This is a genomic window from Pseudomonas sp. URMO17WK12:I6 (genome assembly GCF_003253625.1).
Classification (GTDB): domain Bacteria; phylum Pseudomonadota; class Gammaproteobacteria; order Pseudomonadales; family Pseudomonadaceae; genus Aquipseudomonas.
Genome location: NZ_QKYZ01000012.1, coordinates 171,107 through 186,591, shown reverse-complemented (window position 1 = coordinate 186,591; position 15,485 = coordinate 171,107). Strand labels below are relative to the sequence as shown.

Sequence of the window (15,485 nt, the reverse complement as noted above, 5' to 3'; positions counted from 1 at the left end):
CGGACTTAAAGGAGTCATTTCAATGCCGTCCCTCGATAGCCTGAAAACCCTTAAAACCTTACAAGTCGACGACAAGACCTACCACTATTTCAGCCTGCGCGAAGCCGCCAAGAGCCTGGGTGACCTCGACAAGCTGCCCATGTCGTTGAAAGTGCTGCTGGAAAACCTGCTGCGCTGGGAGGACGAGAAAACCGTCACCGGCGCCGACCTCAAGGCGATTGCCGCCTGGCTCAAGGAGCGTCGCTCCGACCGCGAAATCCAATACCGCCCCGCGCGGGTATTGATGCAGGACTTTACCGGCGTCCCCGCCGTGGTCGACTTGGCCGCCATGCGCGCCGCCATGGCCAAGGCCGGTGGCGACCCACAGCGCATCAATCCGCTGTCGCCGGTGGACCTGGTGATCGACCACTCGGTGATGGTCGACAAGTTCGCCAGCTCAAGCGCCTTCGAACAGAACGTCGACATCGAAATGCAGCGCAACCACGAGCGGTACGCCTTCCTGCGCTGGGGTCAGAGCGCCTTCGCCAACTTCAGCGTGGTGCCGCCGGGCACCGGTATCTGTCACCAGGTCAACCTTGAATACCTAGGACGCACGGTCTGGACCAAGGATGAGGACGGCCGCACCTATGCTTTCCCCGACACCCTGGTCGGCACTGACTCCCACACCACCATGATCAACGGCCTCGGCGTACTCGGCTGGGGCGTCGGCGGGATCGAAGCGGAAGCGGCGATGCTGGGCCAACCGGTGTCGATGCTGATTCCGGAAGTGATCGGCTTCAAACTCACTGGCAAGCTCAAGGAAGGCATCACCGCCACCGACCTGGTGCTGACCGTCACCCAGATGCTGCGCAAGAAAGGCGTGGTCGGCAAATTCGTCGAGTTCTACGGCGACGGCCTCGCCGACCTGCCGCTGGCCGACCGCGCGACCATTGCGAACATGGCTCCGGAATACGGCGCCACCTGCGGCTTCTTCCCGGTGGACGAGGTGACACTGGAGTACCTGCGCCTGTCCGGCCGCACCTCGGAAACCGTGAAACTGGTGGAGGCCTACAGCAAGACCCAGGGCCTGTGGCGCCTGCCCGGCAAAGAGCCGGTGTTCACCGACAGCCTGGCCCTGGACATGGGCAGCGTCGAGGCCAGCCTCGCCGGACCGAAACGCCCACAAGACCGCGTCTCGTTGCCGAATGTGGCGCAAGCGTTCACTGACTTTCTCGGCCTGCAAATCAAACCGACCAGCAAGGAAGAAGGTCGCCTCGAAAGTGAGGGCGGCGGTGGCGTCGCGGTAGGCAACGCCGATCTGATCGGTGAAGCGGACTACGCCCACGAAGGCCATACGCATCGGCTGAAAAACGGTGCGGTGGTGATTGCCGCGATCACCTCCTGCACCAACACCTCCAATCCCAGTGTGATGATGGCAGCCGGACTGGTGGCGAAAAAAGCCGTGGAAAAAGGCCTCAAGCGCAAACCCTGGGTCAAGAGTTCCCTGGCCCCCGGTTCGAAAGTGGTCACCGACTATTACAAGGCAGCCGGTCTGACCCAATACCTCGACCAACTCGGTTTTGCCCTGGTCGGTTATGGCTGCACCACCTGCATCGGCAACTCCGGGCCGTTGCCGGAGCCGATTGAAAAAGCCATCCAGAAAGCCGACCTGACCGTCGCCTCGGTGCTGTCGGGCAACCGCAACTTCGAAGGCCGCGTGCATCCGCTGGTGAAAACCAACTGGCTGGCCTCCCCGCCCCTGGTCGTCGCCTACGCGCTGGCCGGCACGGTGCGCATCGACATCAGCAGCGAGCCCTTGGGAAACGACAAGGACGGCCACCCGGTTTACCTGCGAGACATCTGGCCGAGCACCAAGGAAATCGCCGACGCGGTAACTCAGGTGAACACCGCAATGTTCCACAAGGAGTACGCCGAAGTGTTCGCCGGTGACGAGCAGTGGCAAGCCATCGAAGTGCCGCAGGCAGCGACTTATGTCTGGAACAACGATTCGACGTATATCCAGCACCCGCCCTTCTTCGATGACATTGGCGGCCCTGCGCCGGTGGTCAAGGATGTCGAAGGGGCGAAAATCCTCGCACTGCTCGGCGATTCGGTAACCACCGACCACATCTCCCCCGCCGGCAACATCAAGACCGACAGCCCTGCCGGCCGTTACCTGCGCGAACAAGGGGTGGAACCACGGGACTTCAACTCCTACGGCTCGCGTCGCGGTAACCACGAAGTGATGATGCGCGGCACCTTCGCCAACATCCGCATTCGCAACGAAATGCTCGGTGGTGAAGAAGGCGGCAACACGATTTACATTCCGACCGGGGAAAAACTGCCGATCTACGACGCGGCCATGCGTTACCAGGCATCGGGCACGCCGCTGGTGGTGATCGCCGGGCAAGAATACGGCACTGGATCGAGCCGTGACTGGGCGGCCAAGGGCACCAACCTGCTGGGGGTCAAAGCCGTCATCGCAGAAAGCTTCGAGCGGATTCACCGTTCAAATCTGGTGGGCATGGGCGTGTTGCCGCTGCAGTTCAAGCTGGATCAGAACCGCAAGAGCCTGAACCTCACTGGCAAGGAAACCCTGGACATTCTTGGCCTGACGGGCGTCGAACTGACTCCGCGGATGAACCTGACGCTGGTCATCACCCGTGAAGACGGCAGCCAGGAGAAGGTCGAGGTATTGTGCCGGATCGATACCCTGAACGAAGTGGAGTACTTCAAGGCCGGAGGGATTTTGCATTACGTGTTGCGGCAGTTGATTGCCTCGTAACGCCTCCGCCGACAACGACACCGCCTTCGGGCGGTGTTTTTGTTTGGGCGGTGTATGTCTCTATAATTGCGCGCCCCAAGAAAACAGGCACCTCCGCCCTCAAGGACTTCAAATGATCGCTCTGCCATGGATCTATCTGGCACTTCTCTCGCTCGGCTACAGCCTGGCTTTGATCTACGGCCATCTCGGCTGGCTGGCTGCCATTTCTTTCGGGTTACTGCTGATCGCCGGTTTCGCCGTTCGCCAACAACAGATCCCCCTCGGCCGCTACCTCGGCCACGGCTTGTTCATCGTCCTGGCGGTGGCGCTGGCGACACACTGGCTTCCCGGTTTCTACAACGGTCGCGCTATCGATCCCCTGCGTTTCACCGACGATGCCGTGCGGTTCGCCATGTACCTGAATCAGGACAAACCCCTGATCGGCTTCTGGCTGTTACTGGTCTGCCCATGGATTGTCGGCCGGCGCTCCCTGCGCCTGTCGGTGTATGCCACCGCCCTCGCCCTGACCGTGAGTGCCGTACTGGCTCTGGGTGGTGCGCTATTGCTGGGGGTGATCAGTTGGGCACCGAAATGGCCGGATCAGGCCTGGCTGTGGATGCTGAACAATCTGTTGCTGGTGACGCTGGTGGAAGAAGCGCTGTTTCGCGGCTACATCCAGGGCGGTCTGAGCCGGCAGTTTAAACACCTGCCTTATGGTGAAAGCCTCGCGCTGGTGCTCGCATCATTGCTATTTGGCCTCGTTCATCTGGGCGCTGGCTGGCAATGGGTGTTGCTGGCCAGCCTGGCCGGTGTCGGCTATGGCCTGGCCTACCGGTTCGGTGGGCTGGGTGCGGCCATCGCCACCCATTTTGGTTTGAATCTGCTGCATTTCGGCTTGTTCACGTATCCGATGCTCGCGGGATGATGACGCAGCGGTCGTTTTGCGACGCGTTACTGATTTATTGAAAAAAAACTTCAATAAATGCCCAACGATGCCGATACACCATCAAAGCCTTGCGGATTGAAAAAGCCATGCGTAACAACCAGCCCATTACACAACGCGAACGGACCTTCCCGGCGCAGCAACGGTTGATTTCCACCACCGATGCCAAGGGCATGATCACCTACTGCAACGATGCTTTCGTCGAAATCAGCGGGTTTTCACGTGAGGAACTGATCCGTGCGCCGCATAACCTGGTTCGTCATCCCGACGTCCCGTCTGCGGTGTTCGCGCACATGTGGGGCACACTGAAACAAGGCTTGCCATGGATGGGCATTGTCAAGAATCGCTGCAAGACCGGTGACCACTACTGGGTTAACGCCTATGTCACACCGGTGTTCGAAGGCAATCAGGTGATCGGTTACGAGTCGGTGCGGGTCAAGCCCACCGCCGAGCAGATCCGCCGTGCCGAAGCGCTCTACCAACGCATCAATCAGGGCAAGTCAGCTGTTCCTCAAAGGGATAAGTGGTTGCCGGTGCTTCAGGACTGGCTGCCGTTCATTCTGGTCAGCCAGTTGAGCTTCATGATCGGCGCCACCCTGACGTCGCAATGGGGCTTCGCCCTCGCCGCCGGTCTTTCGGTGCCGTTGGGCTTGATGGGCTTGAGCTGGCAACAGCGCGGCATCAAGCGCTTGCTGCGCCTGGCCGAACAGACCACGTCCGACCCGCTGATCGCGCAGATGTACACCGACAGCCGCGGTGCCCAGGCACGCTTGGAAATGTCCATTCTCAGCCAGGAAGCTCGCCTGAAAACCTGCCTGACGCGCCTGCAAGACACCGCCGAGCATCTGAACGAACAAGCGAAACAGTCCGACACCCTGGCTCACAACAGCTCCACCGGCCTGGAACGTCAGCGCGTCGAGACCGAGCAAGTGGCGACCGCCGTCAATCAGATGGCCGCTACCACTCAGGAAGTCGCCAGTCACGTGCAGCGCACCGCCGACGCCACTCAGGAAGCCAATCGCCTGACCGGTCGCGGTCGCGACATCGCAGGTGAAACCCGCGAAGCCATTCAACGCCTGTCGGTGGTGGTCGGTGAAACCGGTCTGACGGTCACTCAACTGGCCAAGGACAGCGACGAAATCGGTGGCGTGGTCGATGTGATCAAAGGCATTGCCGATCAGACCAACCTGCTCGCCTTGAACGCTGCGATCGAAGCCGCGCGTGCCGGTGAGATGGGCCGTGGTTTTGCGGTGGTGGCCGACGAAGTGCGCCAATTGGCGCAGCGCACCAGCGAATCCACCGGGCAGATCCACGCCCTGATCGCCAAGCTGCAACAAACCGCCAGCACGGCGGTGCAAACCATGGAGGCCGGCCATCGCCAGGCTGAAGAAGGTGTGGCGCGGGTATTGGAAGCGGATCAGGCGCTGGTGGGCATCAGCGAAGCGGTAGCCCACATCACCGACATGACCACCCAGATCGCTGCCGCGACCGAAGAGCAAAGTTCGGTGGCCGAAGAAATCAGCCGCAACATCAGCAACATCTCGCAACTGGCTGATCAGACCTCGGAACAGGCACAGAACTCGGCGCTACTGAGTGAAGAACTGACCAAGACGGCGAATACCCAGTATTCGTTGGTGGAGCGGTTTAACCGCTGATCGTGGTCGAAAAACAAAAAACCCGGACAGCGAAAGCTTCCGGGTTTTTTATCGTCATTCTGAAAGGTCTGGTGCCGCGAGACCGCCGCCTCAGATTACACATCTATGCGCCCCTGCCTACAACCGGCCCAGAATCCCCCGACTTGTCCACCTCAGAGTCCGACTCTATTGTTTGCCGGTAAAAACTCAATCACTTAAGCTGGTCAGCATGAATACATCTCCTTCGGAGGCTCCGATGGCCACCACTAGAAAGATCGGCAAGCCCGACAAAAAGGTCGTTCGCGATGAACTGACGTTCCTTGATGTTCAGCAAGCCGCGCGTGATGGGCAAAAAGCGTTCGATAAATTTGTGATCACTGGCAAGCTACCTATTAGAAAGTAGCCATGGATGCCAGCTGTCAAAATCTCTGCACTTTTTGAACAAATAAACAACTGGCAAAACTTCGCCGCACACTTTTACAACTACAAAGTGTGCGGCGAACTGCCGACTATTTTCGGGCGAGACGAACGGCTCGACCTCAGCGATATGCACCACATCCACCTGGCAAGCACTCAAGCGATTCAAGCCCGATGGGCAAAAATCGACCGCCAGTATTATCGAACCGCTCTGGTTGAAGATCCTGACAATGACTTCTGGCTGATCTATGCCTTTGACGCCTTTCGGGATGAATACCTTTTGCTGACTGTCACCGGCCCTGATGCCCATAACCGAAGTGAGTGGGGTTCATTCCTGCGCACCGTGCATTGTGAAATCGTTGGGCCTTGGGTAGTGGGTAAAGTCATCTTTCCCGACCTGGACGACTGTTGATTCAAATGACGGACCAGACCTCGGAACAGGCACAAAACTCGGCGCTGCTGAGTGAGGAACTAACCAAGACCGCGAATACCCGGTATTCGTTGGTGGAGCGGTTTAACCGCTGACAACAAAGTCAAAAGATCGCAGGCTGCGCCAGCTCCTACATTTGAACGGCGTACACCCTGTAGGAGCTGACGAAGGCTCGGGCCGCGTTCGGACGATCTTTTGATCTTGCTTCTCACAAAAACCCGGCGACCTTCTTCGCTGTCGCGTCCAAATGCTGCTCATGCGTAAACCCTGAAGCCTTCAACGGCTTCAAATCATGATCCCCCGCCGCCAGCCAGAACACCTCGATACCCGGCGCCAACGTATAAGCCTCAACGGCCTCACGATTGCCCAGCGCATCGCGCTCACCCTGCACAATCAACGTCCGTGTCTTTAGCGCAGCCAAGTGCTCAACCCGAGGTTTCTCCGGTTTGCCGACGGCATAAAACGGATAACCGAGGCACACCAGCGCATCCGTTTCCAGCTCATCGGCCAAAAGACTGGCCATCCGCCCGCCCATGGACTTGCCGCCAATGGCCAGACGCCCAGTGACATGGCGTCGCACCACGGCGTACACCTCGCGCCAGCATTCCAGCAGTTTCGGCACCGGGTTCGGTGGGCGCTTGCCGCCGTCCAGTCGCCGCTGGGCCATGTACGGAAACTCGAAGCGCAGCACGTTGACGCCTTGCGTGGCAAGGCGCGCAGCCATGTCGCTCATCCAGCCGCTGTCCATCGGCGCACCGGCGCCATGGGCGAGAATCAGTGTCGCCGAGGCCGGCACCGAGGCGGCATTCCACAACCATCCGTGATCCCGCACGCACTGCGCCCATTGATCCCCGTCAATACTGGCCTTGTGCTGTTTGTCCATGCTTGCCTCGCTTTTAGTCTGCCTATAACTCCAGGCGAAGGGAGCGTCTGCCTTGCGCGGCTTACTCGCAAAGACGGGCCCTCACTTCGGCTGAACCGTGGATGGGGAACCATGAACACTTCTATCAGTACCGCCTACAACTACAAGGTGGTCCGCCAATTCGCCATTATGACGGTGGTGTGGGGCATCGTCGGCATGGGGCTCGGGGTTTTTCTCGCCGCCCAGTTGGTCTGGCCCGAACTCAACTTCAATCTGCCATGGACCAGTTTCGGCCGGTTGCGCCCGCTGCACACCAACGCGGTGATCTTCGCCTTCGGCGGCTGTGCGTTGTTCGCCAGTTCGTTCTACTCGGTACAGCGTACCTGCCAGACTCGATTGTTTGCGCCGAAAATCGCCGCGTTCTGCTTCTGGGGCTGGCAACTGGTGATCCTGTTGGCGGCGATCAGCCTGCCGCTGGGTTACACCAGCTCCAAGGAATACGCCGAACTGGAATGGCCGATCGACATCCTGATCACCATCGTCTGGGTGGCTTACGCCATCGTGTTCTTCGGCACGATCATGCAGCGCAAGACCAAGCACATCTATGTCGGTAACTGGTTCTTCGGTGGATTCATCATCACCGTGGCAATCCTGCACATCGTCAACAACCTGGAATTGCCGGTGAGTCTGACCAAGTCCTACTCGCTGTACTCCGGTGCGACCGATGCCATGGTGCAGTGGTGGTACGGCCACAACGCCGTAGGCTTTTTCCTCACCGCAGGTTTCCTCGGGATGATGTACTACTTCGTGCCGAAACAGGCCGAACGCCCGGTGTATTCCTATCGCTTGTCGATCGTGCACTTCTGGGCGCTGATCACCCTGTACATCTGGGCCGGTCCCCACCACTTGCACTACACCGCGCTGCCGGACTGGGCACAATCGCTGGGCATGGTGATGTCGCTGATCCTGCTGGCGCCCAGCTGGGGCGGGATGATCAACGGCATGATGACCCTGTCGGGTGCCTGGCATAAGTTGCGCAGCGACCCGATCCTGCGCTTCCTCGTGGTGTCCCTGGCGTTCTACGGCATGTCGACCTTCGAAGGGCCGATGATGGCGATCAAGACGGTCAACGCCCTCTCCCACTACACCGACTGGACCATCGGCCACGTTCACGCCGGCGCGCTCGGCTGGGTGGCGATGATTTCCATCGGTGCGCTGTATCACATGATCCCGAAAGTCTTCGGCCGCGAGCAGATGCACAGCATCGGCCTGATCAACGCGCACTTCTGGCTCGCTACCATCGGCACCGTGCTGTACATCGCCTCGATGTGGGTCAACGGCATCGCCCAGGGCCTGATGTGGCGCGCAGTCAACGAGGACGGCACGCTGACCTACTCCTTCGTCGAAACCCTGGTGGCCAGCCATCCTGGCTTCATCGTGCGACTGGTCGGCGGCGCGATCTTCCTCAGCGGCATGCTGCTGATGGCTTACAACACCTGGCGCACCGTGCGGGCCTCGCAGCCTGCCGAAGCCGTCGCTGCCGCGCAGATCGCCTGAGGAGTCCGCCATGAAACACGAAACAATCGAGAAAAACGTCGGCCTGCTGATGTTGCTGATGGTATTCGCCGTGAGCATCGGCGGCCTGACCCAGATCGTCCCGCTGTTCTTCCAAGACGTGACCAACAAACCGGTGGAAGGCATGAAGCCCTACACCGCGCTGCAACTGGAAGGTCGCGACATTTACATCCGCGAAGGCTGCGTCGGTTGCCACTCGCAGATGATCCGCCCGTTCCGCGCCGAAACCGAACGCTACGGCCATTACTCGGTGGCCGGGGAAAGCGTGTGGGATCACCCGTTCCTCTGGGGCTCCAAGCGCACCGGGCCGGACCTGGCGCGAGTCGGCGGGCGCTACTCCGAAGACTGGCACCGCGCGCACTTGTACAACCCGCGCAACGTGGTGCCGGAATCGAAGATGCCGGCGTATCCATGGCTGGTGGCCAACCCGCTCGACAGCAGCCACACCGAAACCAAGATCCGCGCCATGCGCACCCTCGGCGTGCCGTACACCGACGAAGACATCGCAGGCTCAGTCGCTTCGCTCAAGGGCAAGACCGAGATGGACGCGCTGGTTGCCTACCTGCAAGTGCTCGGCACTGCCATCAAGAGCAAGAGGTGAGTCATGGTCATTGATATGAGCACAGGCCTGATCCGTGGCCTCGGCACAGTCGTGGTGTTCGTGGCCTTCGTCGGCCTGACACTGTGGGTGTTCAACAGCAAGCGCAATCCGCAATTCGCCGAAGCGCGCCTGCTGCCGTTCGCTGACGAGCCGCAACCCGAAACTACCCAAGAATCTGCAACAACAAGGAGCGCCCGGCCATGACCACCTTCTGGAGTGCGTGGATCTGCGTACTGACCATCGGCAGCCTGATCGGCCTGACCTGGCTGCTGATCGGCACCCGCCGGGGCGAAACCAAGGGCAGCGTCGACCAGACCATGGGCCACAGCTTCGACGGCATCGAGGAGTACGACAACCCGCTGCCGCAGTGGTGGTTCATGCTGTTCGCCGGCACCCTGGTGTTCTCGGTCGGCTACCTGATTCTTTATCCGGGCCTGGGCAACTGGAAAGGCATATTGCCCGGTTATGAAAACGGCTGGACCGGCGTGCACGAATGGGAAAAGGAGATGAGCAAGGCGGACGCCAGATTCGGGCCGATCTTCGCCAAATTCGCCGCAATGCCGGTGGAAGAAGTAGCGAAAGACCCGCAGGCGCTGAAAATGGGTGGCCGCCTGTTCGCCTCCAACTGCTCGGTGTGCCACGGCTCGGATGCCAAGGGCGCGTTCGGTTTTCCCAACCTGGCTGACAGCGATTGGCGCTGGGGCGGCAATGCCGAGACCATCAAGACCACCATCATGGGCGGTCGCATGGCGGCCATGCCGGCCTGGGGGGAAATCCTCGGTGAAGCTGGCGTGAAAAACGTCGCCGCGTACGTGCGTCACGAATTGGCCGGCCTGCCGCTACCAGCCGACAGTGGCGCCGATGTGCAAGCCGGACAGCAACTGTTCAGCACCACCTGCGTAGCCTGTCATGGGGCAAACGGCCAGGGCACTGAAGCCATGGGCGCGCCGAATCTGACGCACCCGGCCGGTTTTATCTACGGTACCAGCCTGGCGCAACTGCAACAGACTATTCGCCATGGCCGCCAGGGCCATATGCCGGCGCAAAACGAACTGCTGGGCAACGACAAGGTGCAATTGCTGGCCGCTTATGTGTACAGCTTGTCCCACGGAGTCGGCACCGAGCGTTTGCAGGCACAAGGCAAAAGCGAATAATTTTTGACCGCTCTGCTGCCGCATTCTGCGGAATGCGGCAGTTCCCTGCCTCTTTGCGACCCATTGTCGCACCCTGCCGTTCCCCTTCCTTTCGGTTCACCAGATTCGGGTCTAAGCTTCCTCGGTGCGGACTGGCATGAGCCGGTTCCAGGTCGATTTTACCCGATGTGTTCGACGATTCTGTTCGATGACAGGCCGCAAAGGCTGGTAGATACCGGCTGTCGCGCAAATTGCCGTCTGTCCCTCGATCGTTGCGTTTGAACACACCCCGTTACATCTGACTTGAACCCCTCGCCTTTTTCATCCGCTGCGACATTTTGTCAGAGGGCAATTTTGTCCTTACGCGGCGCATGGAAAGGCCGCAGAATCAGGTTTTGAAAGCATTGACCCAGGTCATGGCGCGTTGCAATGACCCCCCGCTTTCTCCATACTTGCGGCCGATTTTTACTCCTAATAAAACACCCAAACCGTGGAACCTTAGAATGAGCACAGCAATCAGTCCGACTGCTTATAATTATAAGGTAGTCCGCCAGTTCGCCATCATGACGGTGGTCTGGGGGATCCTTGGCATGGGGCTTGGTGTCTTCATCGCCTCACAGCTCGTATGGCCGGAATTGAACTTCGGTCTGCCGTGGACGACTTTTGGACGCTTACGCCCGTTGCACACCAACCTGGTGATTTTCGCCTTCGGTGGTTGTGCTCTGTTTGCCACTTCTTATTACGTCGTGCAGCGAACCTGCCAAACGCGACTGATCTCCGACAGCCTCGCGGCCTTCACCTTCTGGGGTTGGCAAGCGGTGATCGTCGGCGCGATCGTGACCTTGCCGATGGGTTTCACCACCACCAAGGAATACGCGGAACTGGAATGGCCCCTGGCTATTCTGCTGGCTATCGTCTGGGTCACCTACGGTCTGGTGTTCTTCGGCACCATCGTCAAGCGCAAGACCAAGCACATCTATGTCGGTAACTGGTTCTACGGTGCCTTCATCGTCGTGACCGCGATGCTGCACATCGTCAACCACATGTCGCTGCCGGTCAGCCTGTTCAAGTCCTACTCGGCCTACTCGGGTGCGACCGACGCGATGATCCAGTGGTGGTACGGCCACAACGCCGTGGGCTTCTTCCTGACCACCGGCTTCCTGGGGATGATGTACTACTTCGTGCCGAAACAGGCCGAGCGTCCGATCTACTCCTATCGCCTGTCGATCGTGCACTTCTGGGCGCTGATCACCCTGTACATCTGGGCCGGCCCCCACCACCTGCACTACACCGCACTGCCGGACTGGGCTCAGTCTTTGGGCATGGCGATGTCGATCATCCTGCTGGCTCCGAGCTGGGGCGGCATGATCAACGGCATGATGACCCTGTCGGGCGCCTGGCATAAGCTGCGCACCGACCCGATCCTGCGCTTCCTCGTGGTATCGCTGGCGTTCTACGGCATGTCGACCTTCGAAGGCCCGATGATGGCCATCAAGACCGTCAACTCGCTCTCGCACTACACCGACTGGACCATCGGCCACGTACACGCCGGCGCCTTGGGCTGGGTAGCGATGATCTCGATCGGCGCCATCTACCACATGATCCCGAAACTGTTCGGCCGTGCACAAATGCACAGCACCGGTCTGATCAACGCGCACTTCTGGCTCGCGACCATCGGTACCGTACTGTACATCGCTTCGATGTGGGTCAACGGCATCACCCAGGGCCTGATGTGGCGTGCAATCAACGACGACGGCACCCTCACCTACTCGTTCGTGGAAGCGCTGCAAGCCAGCCACCCTGGTTTCATCGTTCGTGCCCTGGGCGGCGCGTTCTTTGCCAGCGGCATGCTGTTGATGGCCTACAACGTGTTCCGTACCGTTCGTGCCTCGGACCCGGCTGAAGCTGAAGCCGCCGCCAAGATTGCTGTAGTTGGAGCTCACTGATGAAGCATGAAGCAGTCGAGAAGAATATTGGCCTGCTGGCCTTCTTCATGGTTATCGCCGTCAGCATCGGCGGCCTGACCCAGATCGTTCCGCTGTTTTTCCAGGACGTTACCAACAAGCCGGTCGAGGGCATGAAGCCTCGTACCGCCCTTGAACTGGAAGGCCGCGACATCTACATCGCCAACGGTTGTGTCGGCTGCCACTCGCAGATGATCCGCCCGTTCCGTGCTGAAACCGAACGCTACGGCCACTACTCGGTCGCCGGTGAAAGCGTCTGGGATCACCCGTTCCTGTGGGGTTCCAAGCGTACCGGTCCGGACCTGGCCCGTGTCGGCGGTCGTTACTCCGATGACTGGCAGCGTGCGCACTTGTACAACCCGCGCAACGTGGTGCCCGAGTCGAAAATGCCGGCCTACCCGTTCCTCGTGGAAAACAAGCTCGACGGCAAAGACACCGCCAAGAAAATGGAAGTCTTGCGCACGCTCGGCGTCCCTTACACCGACGAAGACATCGCCGGCGCCAAGGATGCCGTGAAGGGCAAAACCGAAATGGACGCGCTGGTGGCCTATCTGCAAGGCCTGGGCACCATCATCAAAAGCAAACGGTGATTTAGATGGATATCGGGATGATTCGTGGCCTGGGCACCGTTGTCGTGATGGTGGCCTTCATCGGTCTGGCGTTGTGGGTATTCAGCCCCAAGCGCAAGTCGGAGTTTGAAGACGCGACCTTGCTGCCTTTCGCGGATGATCCCGAAGCCATCAAGCACGTCGAGCAAGCTTCTAGGAGTAACAAAGAATGACTACGTTCTGGAGTCTGTACGTCACAGTCCTCAGTCTCGGCACCATCTTCGCCCTGACCTGGCTGCTGCTGTCCACCCGCAAGGGCCAGCGCGCCGAGCAGACCGACGAGACGGTCGGCCACTCCTTCGACGGGATCGAGGAGTACGACAACCCACTGCCGAAATGGTGGTTCATGCTGTTCGTGGGCACCATCATCTTCGCCCTTGGCTATCTGGTCCTGTACCCGGGCCTGGGTAACTGGAAAGGCCTGTTGCCAGGTTACAACTACCTGGATAACGAGAAGCAGACCGCGTTCGCCAACGGCCAGACCGGCTGGACCGGCGTCCACGAGTGGGAAAAGGAAATGGCCAGGTCGGACGCCAAGTTCGGCCCGATCTTCGCCAAGTTCGCTTCCATGCCAATCGAAGAAGTCGCCAAGGACCCGCAAGCCCTGAAGATGGGTGGCCGCCTGTTCGCCTCCAACTGCTCGGTCTGCCACGGTTCCGACGCCAAAGGCGCTTATGGCTTCCCTAACCTGACCGACGCCGACTGGCGCTGGGGCGGTGAAGCGGCAACCATCAAGACCACCATCATGGGCGGCCGTCACGCCGTGATGCCGGCCTGGGCCGAAGTGATCGGCGAACAAGGCGTCAGCGACGTTGCCGCTTACGTGCTGACCAGCCTCGATGGCCGCAAACTGCCGGAAGGCGCCAAGGCTGACCCGGTTGCCGGCCAGAAGCTGTTCGCTGCCAACTGCGTGGCTTGCCACGGTCCGGAAGGCAAAGGCACCCCGGCCATGGGCGCCCCTAACCTGACTCACCCGGCAGCGTTCATCTACGGTTCGAGCTTCGCTCAACTGCAGCAGACCATCCGTTACGGCCGTCAGGGCCAGATGCCTGCGCAGGAACAGCTGCAAGGCAACGACAAGGTTCACCTGCTGGCCGCTTACGTCTACAGCCTCTCTCACGGTGAGAAAGCGCCGGTGGCAGACGCCCAGTAAGGCAAACGCTCGATGCAACAAAAAAGGCCCCGCCAGTGATCTGGCGGGGCCTTTTTCATGGGCGACTGGCGAAAATTGATTTCACCGGCACTTTCGCTACAGGCTTGCGGTTTTGCCACTGGTTGTTTTCGACCAGATCGACCTGCAGTTGCTTGCGATCCGCGGAAAAACTGGCAATCAGATAGGTCTCCTGGGAAGCGCTGCCACTGAGGAAAACGGGCACGTTCCCCCTATAGGACATGGAACCGCCGTTTTCATGAAGATGACCGGCGAATATGGCCGTCACCTCATATTTTGCGATCATGTCCCTGAAACGACTTTCCTGACTCCAGTCACCCTGCCAGTCATAGGGTTTATGCATGTTGATAATGATCGCATAACCTTGGACCCGGGCGGTTCGCAAATCATTTTCAAGCCAATCCAGTGCAGCGGTAATATTAAAAGTCGTAGGATTCAGGGGATGGGAAATTTTGGTTGCATAAGTCGGCTCATTATTAAGCTGGACCAGATGAACCTCCCCTATGTTTTTGGAATAGGCAAGACTACCCGAATACGTCTTATCGAACAAAAAACCCGTAACCTTCAAATCGAAGTTATCTACCTTGTCGGCATGATGCTCTTGATATTCGACAATACTGCCCGCCGCACAACTATTAGTAAAACAATCATCGACATTGTTCTGATAGTCATGATTACCCAAGCCGTACAGATAGTCTTTATTAAAGTATTTCTGCAGCGTCGAACGGATATACGAGCGCTGCCAGCCATGACCAAACGCCGTCATGTCACCGTTGATCATCAACGGCACTTGCGACTGACCGCCCATTTTGCTTCTGAAATCCGCAATACTCGCGAACTGGGTCTCCACCAGCCATTTGGCACGCTGTTCAAACTCTTTGTCGGATTCATATTCCTCACTGTCCGTTTTATCCGTCCACGGATACTGCGGATCAGACGCGAACACCATATGAATAGGTGTACCTTCATTTGAATGTGCGATAGATGCCAGCGACAGGATCCACATGCATGCGAATAACTTCGCACCTTTTACAATGTTCATAGAATTCCATTTCCGTAATATTAGATAGACACGCCGTTATTGAATAACTGCATACCAGAACAACTTATTCCAGAAAATAGAAAACCGCAAACATCAAACAGTGGGCAATTCAGTTAATATATTTCCGACTTACTTATAACAACTGACGGCGTTGCTTTCGCCAGGAGCGTAGGCCCCCCCGTACAGGGAAACGTAATGCGCGCCTGGCTGAAGCGCCACCGCGTCCTACCGCCTTCGATGCCAGGATTTTGCCGGTCGATGCCACCGTAGCGCTCGAATGAGCTCACCGCCCCCTCAAAACCGTCCATAATTCACAAGTCAATTGATTCAAGTCATTACACTGTCAGTTGATTTCCACCAAC

Annotated in this window: 15 protein-coding genes and 1 pseudogene; 14 read left to right on the top strand and 2 right to left on the bottom strand. The window is 58.8% G+C overall.

Features of this window, described 5'->3' with window-relative positions; translation table 11 throughout:
* The first annotated feature begins 22 nt into the window (after positions 1–22).
* The 6 genes and pseudogenes from acnA to F475_RS31175 form a co-directional block, all read left to right on the top strand.
* A complete protein-coding gene (gene acnA / locus F475_RS21580; protein WP_111454688.1) occupies positions 23–2,764 on the top strand; it encodes an aconitate hydratase AcnA in 2,742 nt (913 codons plus the stop codon).
* Positions 2,765–2,876: 112 nt separating this feature from the next.
* On the top strand, positions 2,877–3,668 hold the full coding sequence (locus tag F475_RS21575; protein WP_018925306.1) for a CPBP family intramembrane glutamic endopeptidase: 792 nt from the start codon (positions 2,877–2,879) through the stop codon (positions 3,666–3,668).
* 107 nt (positions 3,669–3,775) lie between these two features.
* The gene (locus F475_RS21570; RefSeq protein WP_018925305.1) at positions 3,776–5,341 is read left to right on the top strand and encodes a PAS domain-containing methyl-accepting chemotaxis protein; all 1,566 of its coding nucleotides are present in this window, start codon (positions 3,776–3,778) and stop codon (positions 5,339–5,341) included.
* A 235-nt stretch (positions 5,342–5,576) separates the two neighbouring features.
* Positions 5,577–5,723, top strand: a complete 147-nt coding sequence (locus tag F475_RS30520) for a hypothetical protein (RefSeq protein ID WP_007942217.1) — start codon at positions 5,577–5,579, stop codon at positions 5,721–5,723.
* 6 nt (positions 5,724–5,729) lie between these two features.
* Entirely contained in the window at positions 5,730–6,149 is a 420-nt protein-coding gene (locus F475_RS21565; protein WP_111454687.1) for a type II toxin-antitoxin system YafO family toxin, read from the top strand.
* 8 nt (positions 6,150–6,157) lie between these two features.
* A pseudogene (locus tag F475_RS31175) lies at positions 6,158–6,262 on the top strand (aerotaxis receptor Aer); the annotation flags it as partial.
* A gap of 113 nt (positions 6,263–6,375) precedes the next feature.
* Here F475_RS31175 and F475_RS21560 read toward each other — a convergent pair.
* Positions 6,376–7,050, bottom strand: coding sequence for an alpha/beta family hydrolase (locus tag F475_RS21560; protein WP_111454686.1), 675 nt, complete (start codon positions 7,048–7,050; stop codon positions 6,376–6,378).
* 111 nt (positions 7,051–7,161) lie between these two features.
* Between F475_RS21560 and ccoN (F475_RS21555) the strand changes: the two genes are divergently transcribed.
* The 8 genes from ccoN (F475_RS21555) to ccoP (F475_RS21520) all read left to right on the top strand — a co-directional run bounded on the left by ccoN (F475_RS21555) (position 7,162) and on the right by ccoP (F475_RS21520) (position 14,063).
* A complete protein-coding gene (gene ccoN / locus F475_RS21555) occupies positions 7,162–8,586 on the top strand; it encodes a cytochrome-c oxidase, cbb3-type subunit I (protein ID WP_007942213.1) in 1,425 nt (474 codons plus the stop codon).
* Positions 8,587–8,596: 10 nt separating this feature from the next.
* Positions 8,597–9,205: a cytochrome-c oxidase, cbb3-type subunit II gene (gene ccoO, locus F475_RS21550; RefSeq protein ID WP_007942211.1), complete on the top strand. Its 609-nt coding sequence runs from the start codon at positions 8,597–8,599 to the stop codon at positions 9,203–9,205.
* 3 nt (positions 9,206–9,208) lie between these two features.
* Positions 9,209–9,409 (top strand): cbb3-type cytochrome c oxidase subunit 3, encoded by a 201-nt coding sequence (locus F475_RS21545; protein WP_018925303.1) that lies wholly within the window; start codon positions 9,209–9,211, stop codon positions 9,407–9,409.
* Positions 9,406–10,359, top strand: coding sequence for a cytochrome-c oxidase, cbb3-type subunit III (gene ccoP / locus F475_RS21540; RefSeq protein WP_111454685.1), 954 nt, complete (start codon positions 9,406–9,408; stop codon positions 10,357–10,359). Before F475_RS21545 ends, ccoP (F475_RS21540) begins: the two co-directional genes overlap by 4 nt.
* Positions 10,360–10,841: 482 nt before the next feature.
* Positions 10,842–12,284 carry a cytochrome-c oxidase, cbb3-type subunit I gene (gene ccoN / locus F475_RS21535; RefSeq protein ID WP_019579901.1) on the top strand — a complete coding sequence of 481 codons (1,443 nt, stop codon included), beginning with the start codon at positions 10,842–10,844 and terminating at the stop codon, positions 12,282–12,284.
* Entirely contained in the window at positions 12,284–12,892 is a 609-nt protein-coding gene (gene ccoO, locus F475_RS21530) for a cytochrome-c oxidase, cbb3-type subunit II (protein ID WP_018925301.1), read from the top strand. The genes ccoN (F475_RS21535) and ccoO (F475_RS21530) overlap by 1 nt, the downstream gene beginning before the upstream one ends.
* A 5-nt stretch (positions 12,893–12,897) precedes the next feature.
* Complete coding sequence (locus tag F475_RS21525) at positions 12,898–13,083, top strand: CcoQ/FixQ family Cbb3-type cytochrome c oxidase assembly chaperone (protein WP_003175465.1); 186 nt, start codon at positions 12,898–12,900, stop codon at positions 13,081–13,083.
* Positions 13,080–14,063, top strand: a complete 984-nt coding sequence (gene ccoP, locus F475_RS21520; protein WP_018925300.1) for a cytochrome-c oxidase, cbb3-type subunit III — start codon at positions 13,080–13,082, stop codon at positions 14,061–14,063. Before F475_RS21525 ends, ccoP (F475_RS21520) begins: the two co-directional genes overlap by 4 nt.
* 55 nt (positions 14,064–14,118) lie before the next feature.
* Here the strand turns inward: ccoP (F475_RS21520) and F475_RS21515 are convergent, their stop codons facing one another.
* Positions 14,119–15,123 carry a metallophosphoesterase gene (locus tag F475_RS21515; RefSeq protein WP_111454684.1) on the bottom strand — a complete coding sequence of 335 codons (1,005 nt, stop codon included), beginning with the start codon at positions 15,121–15,123 and terminating at the stop codon, positions 14,119–14,121.
* Positions 15,124–15,485: the final 362 nt, after the last annotated feature.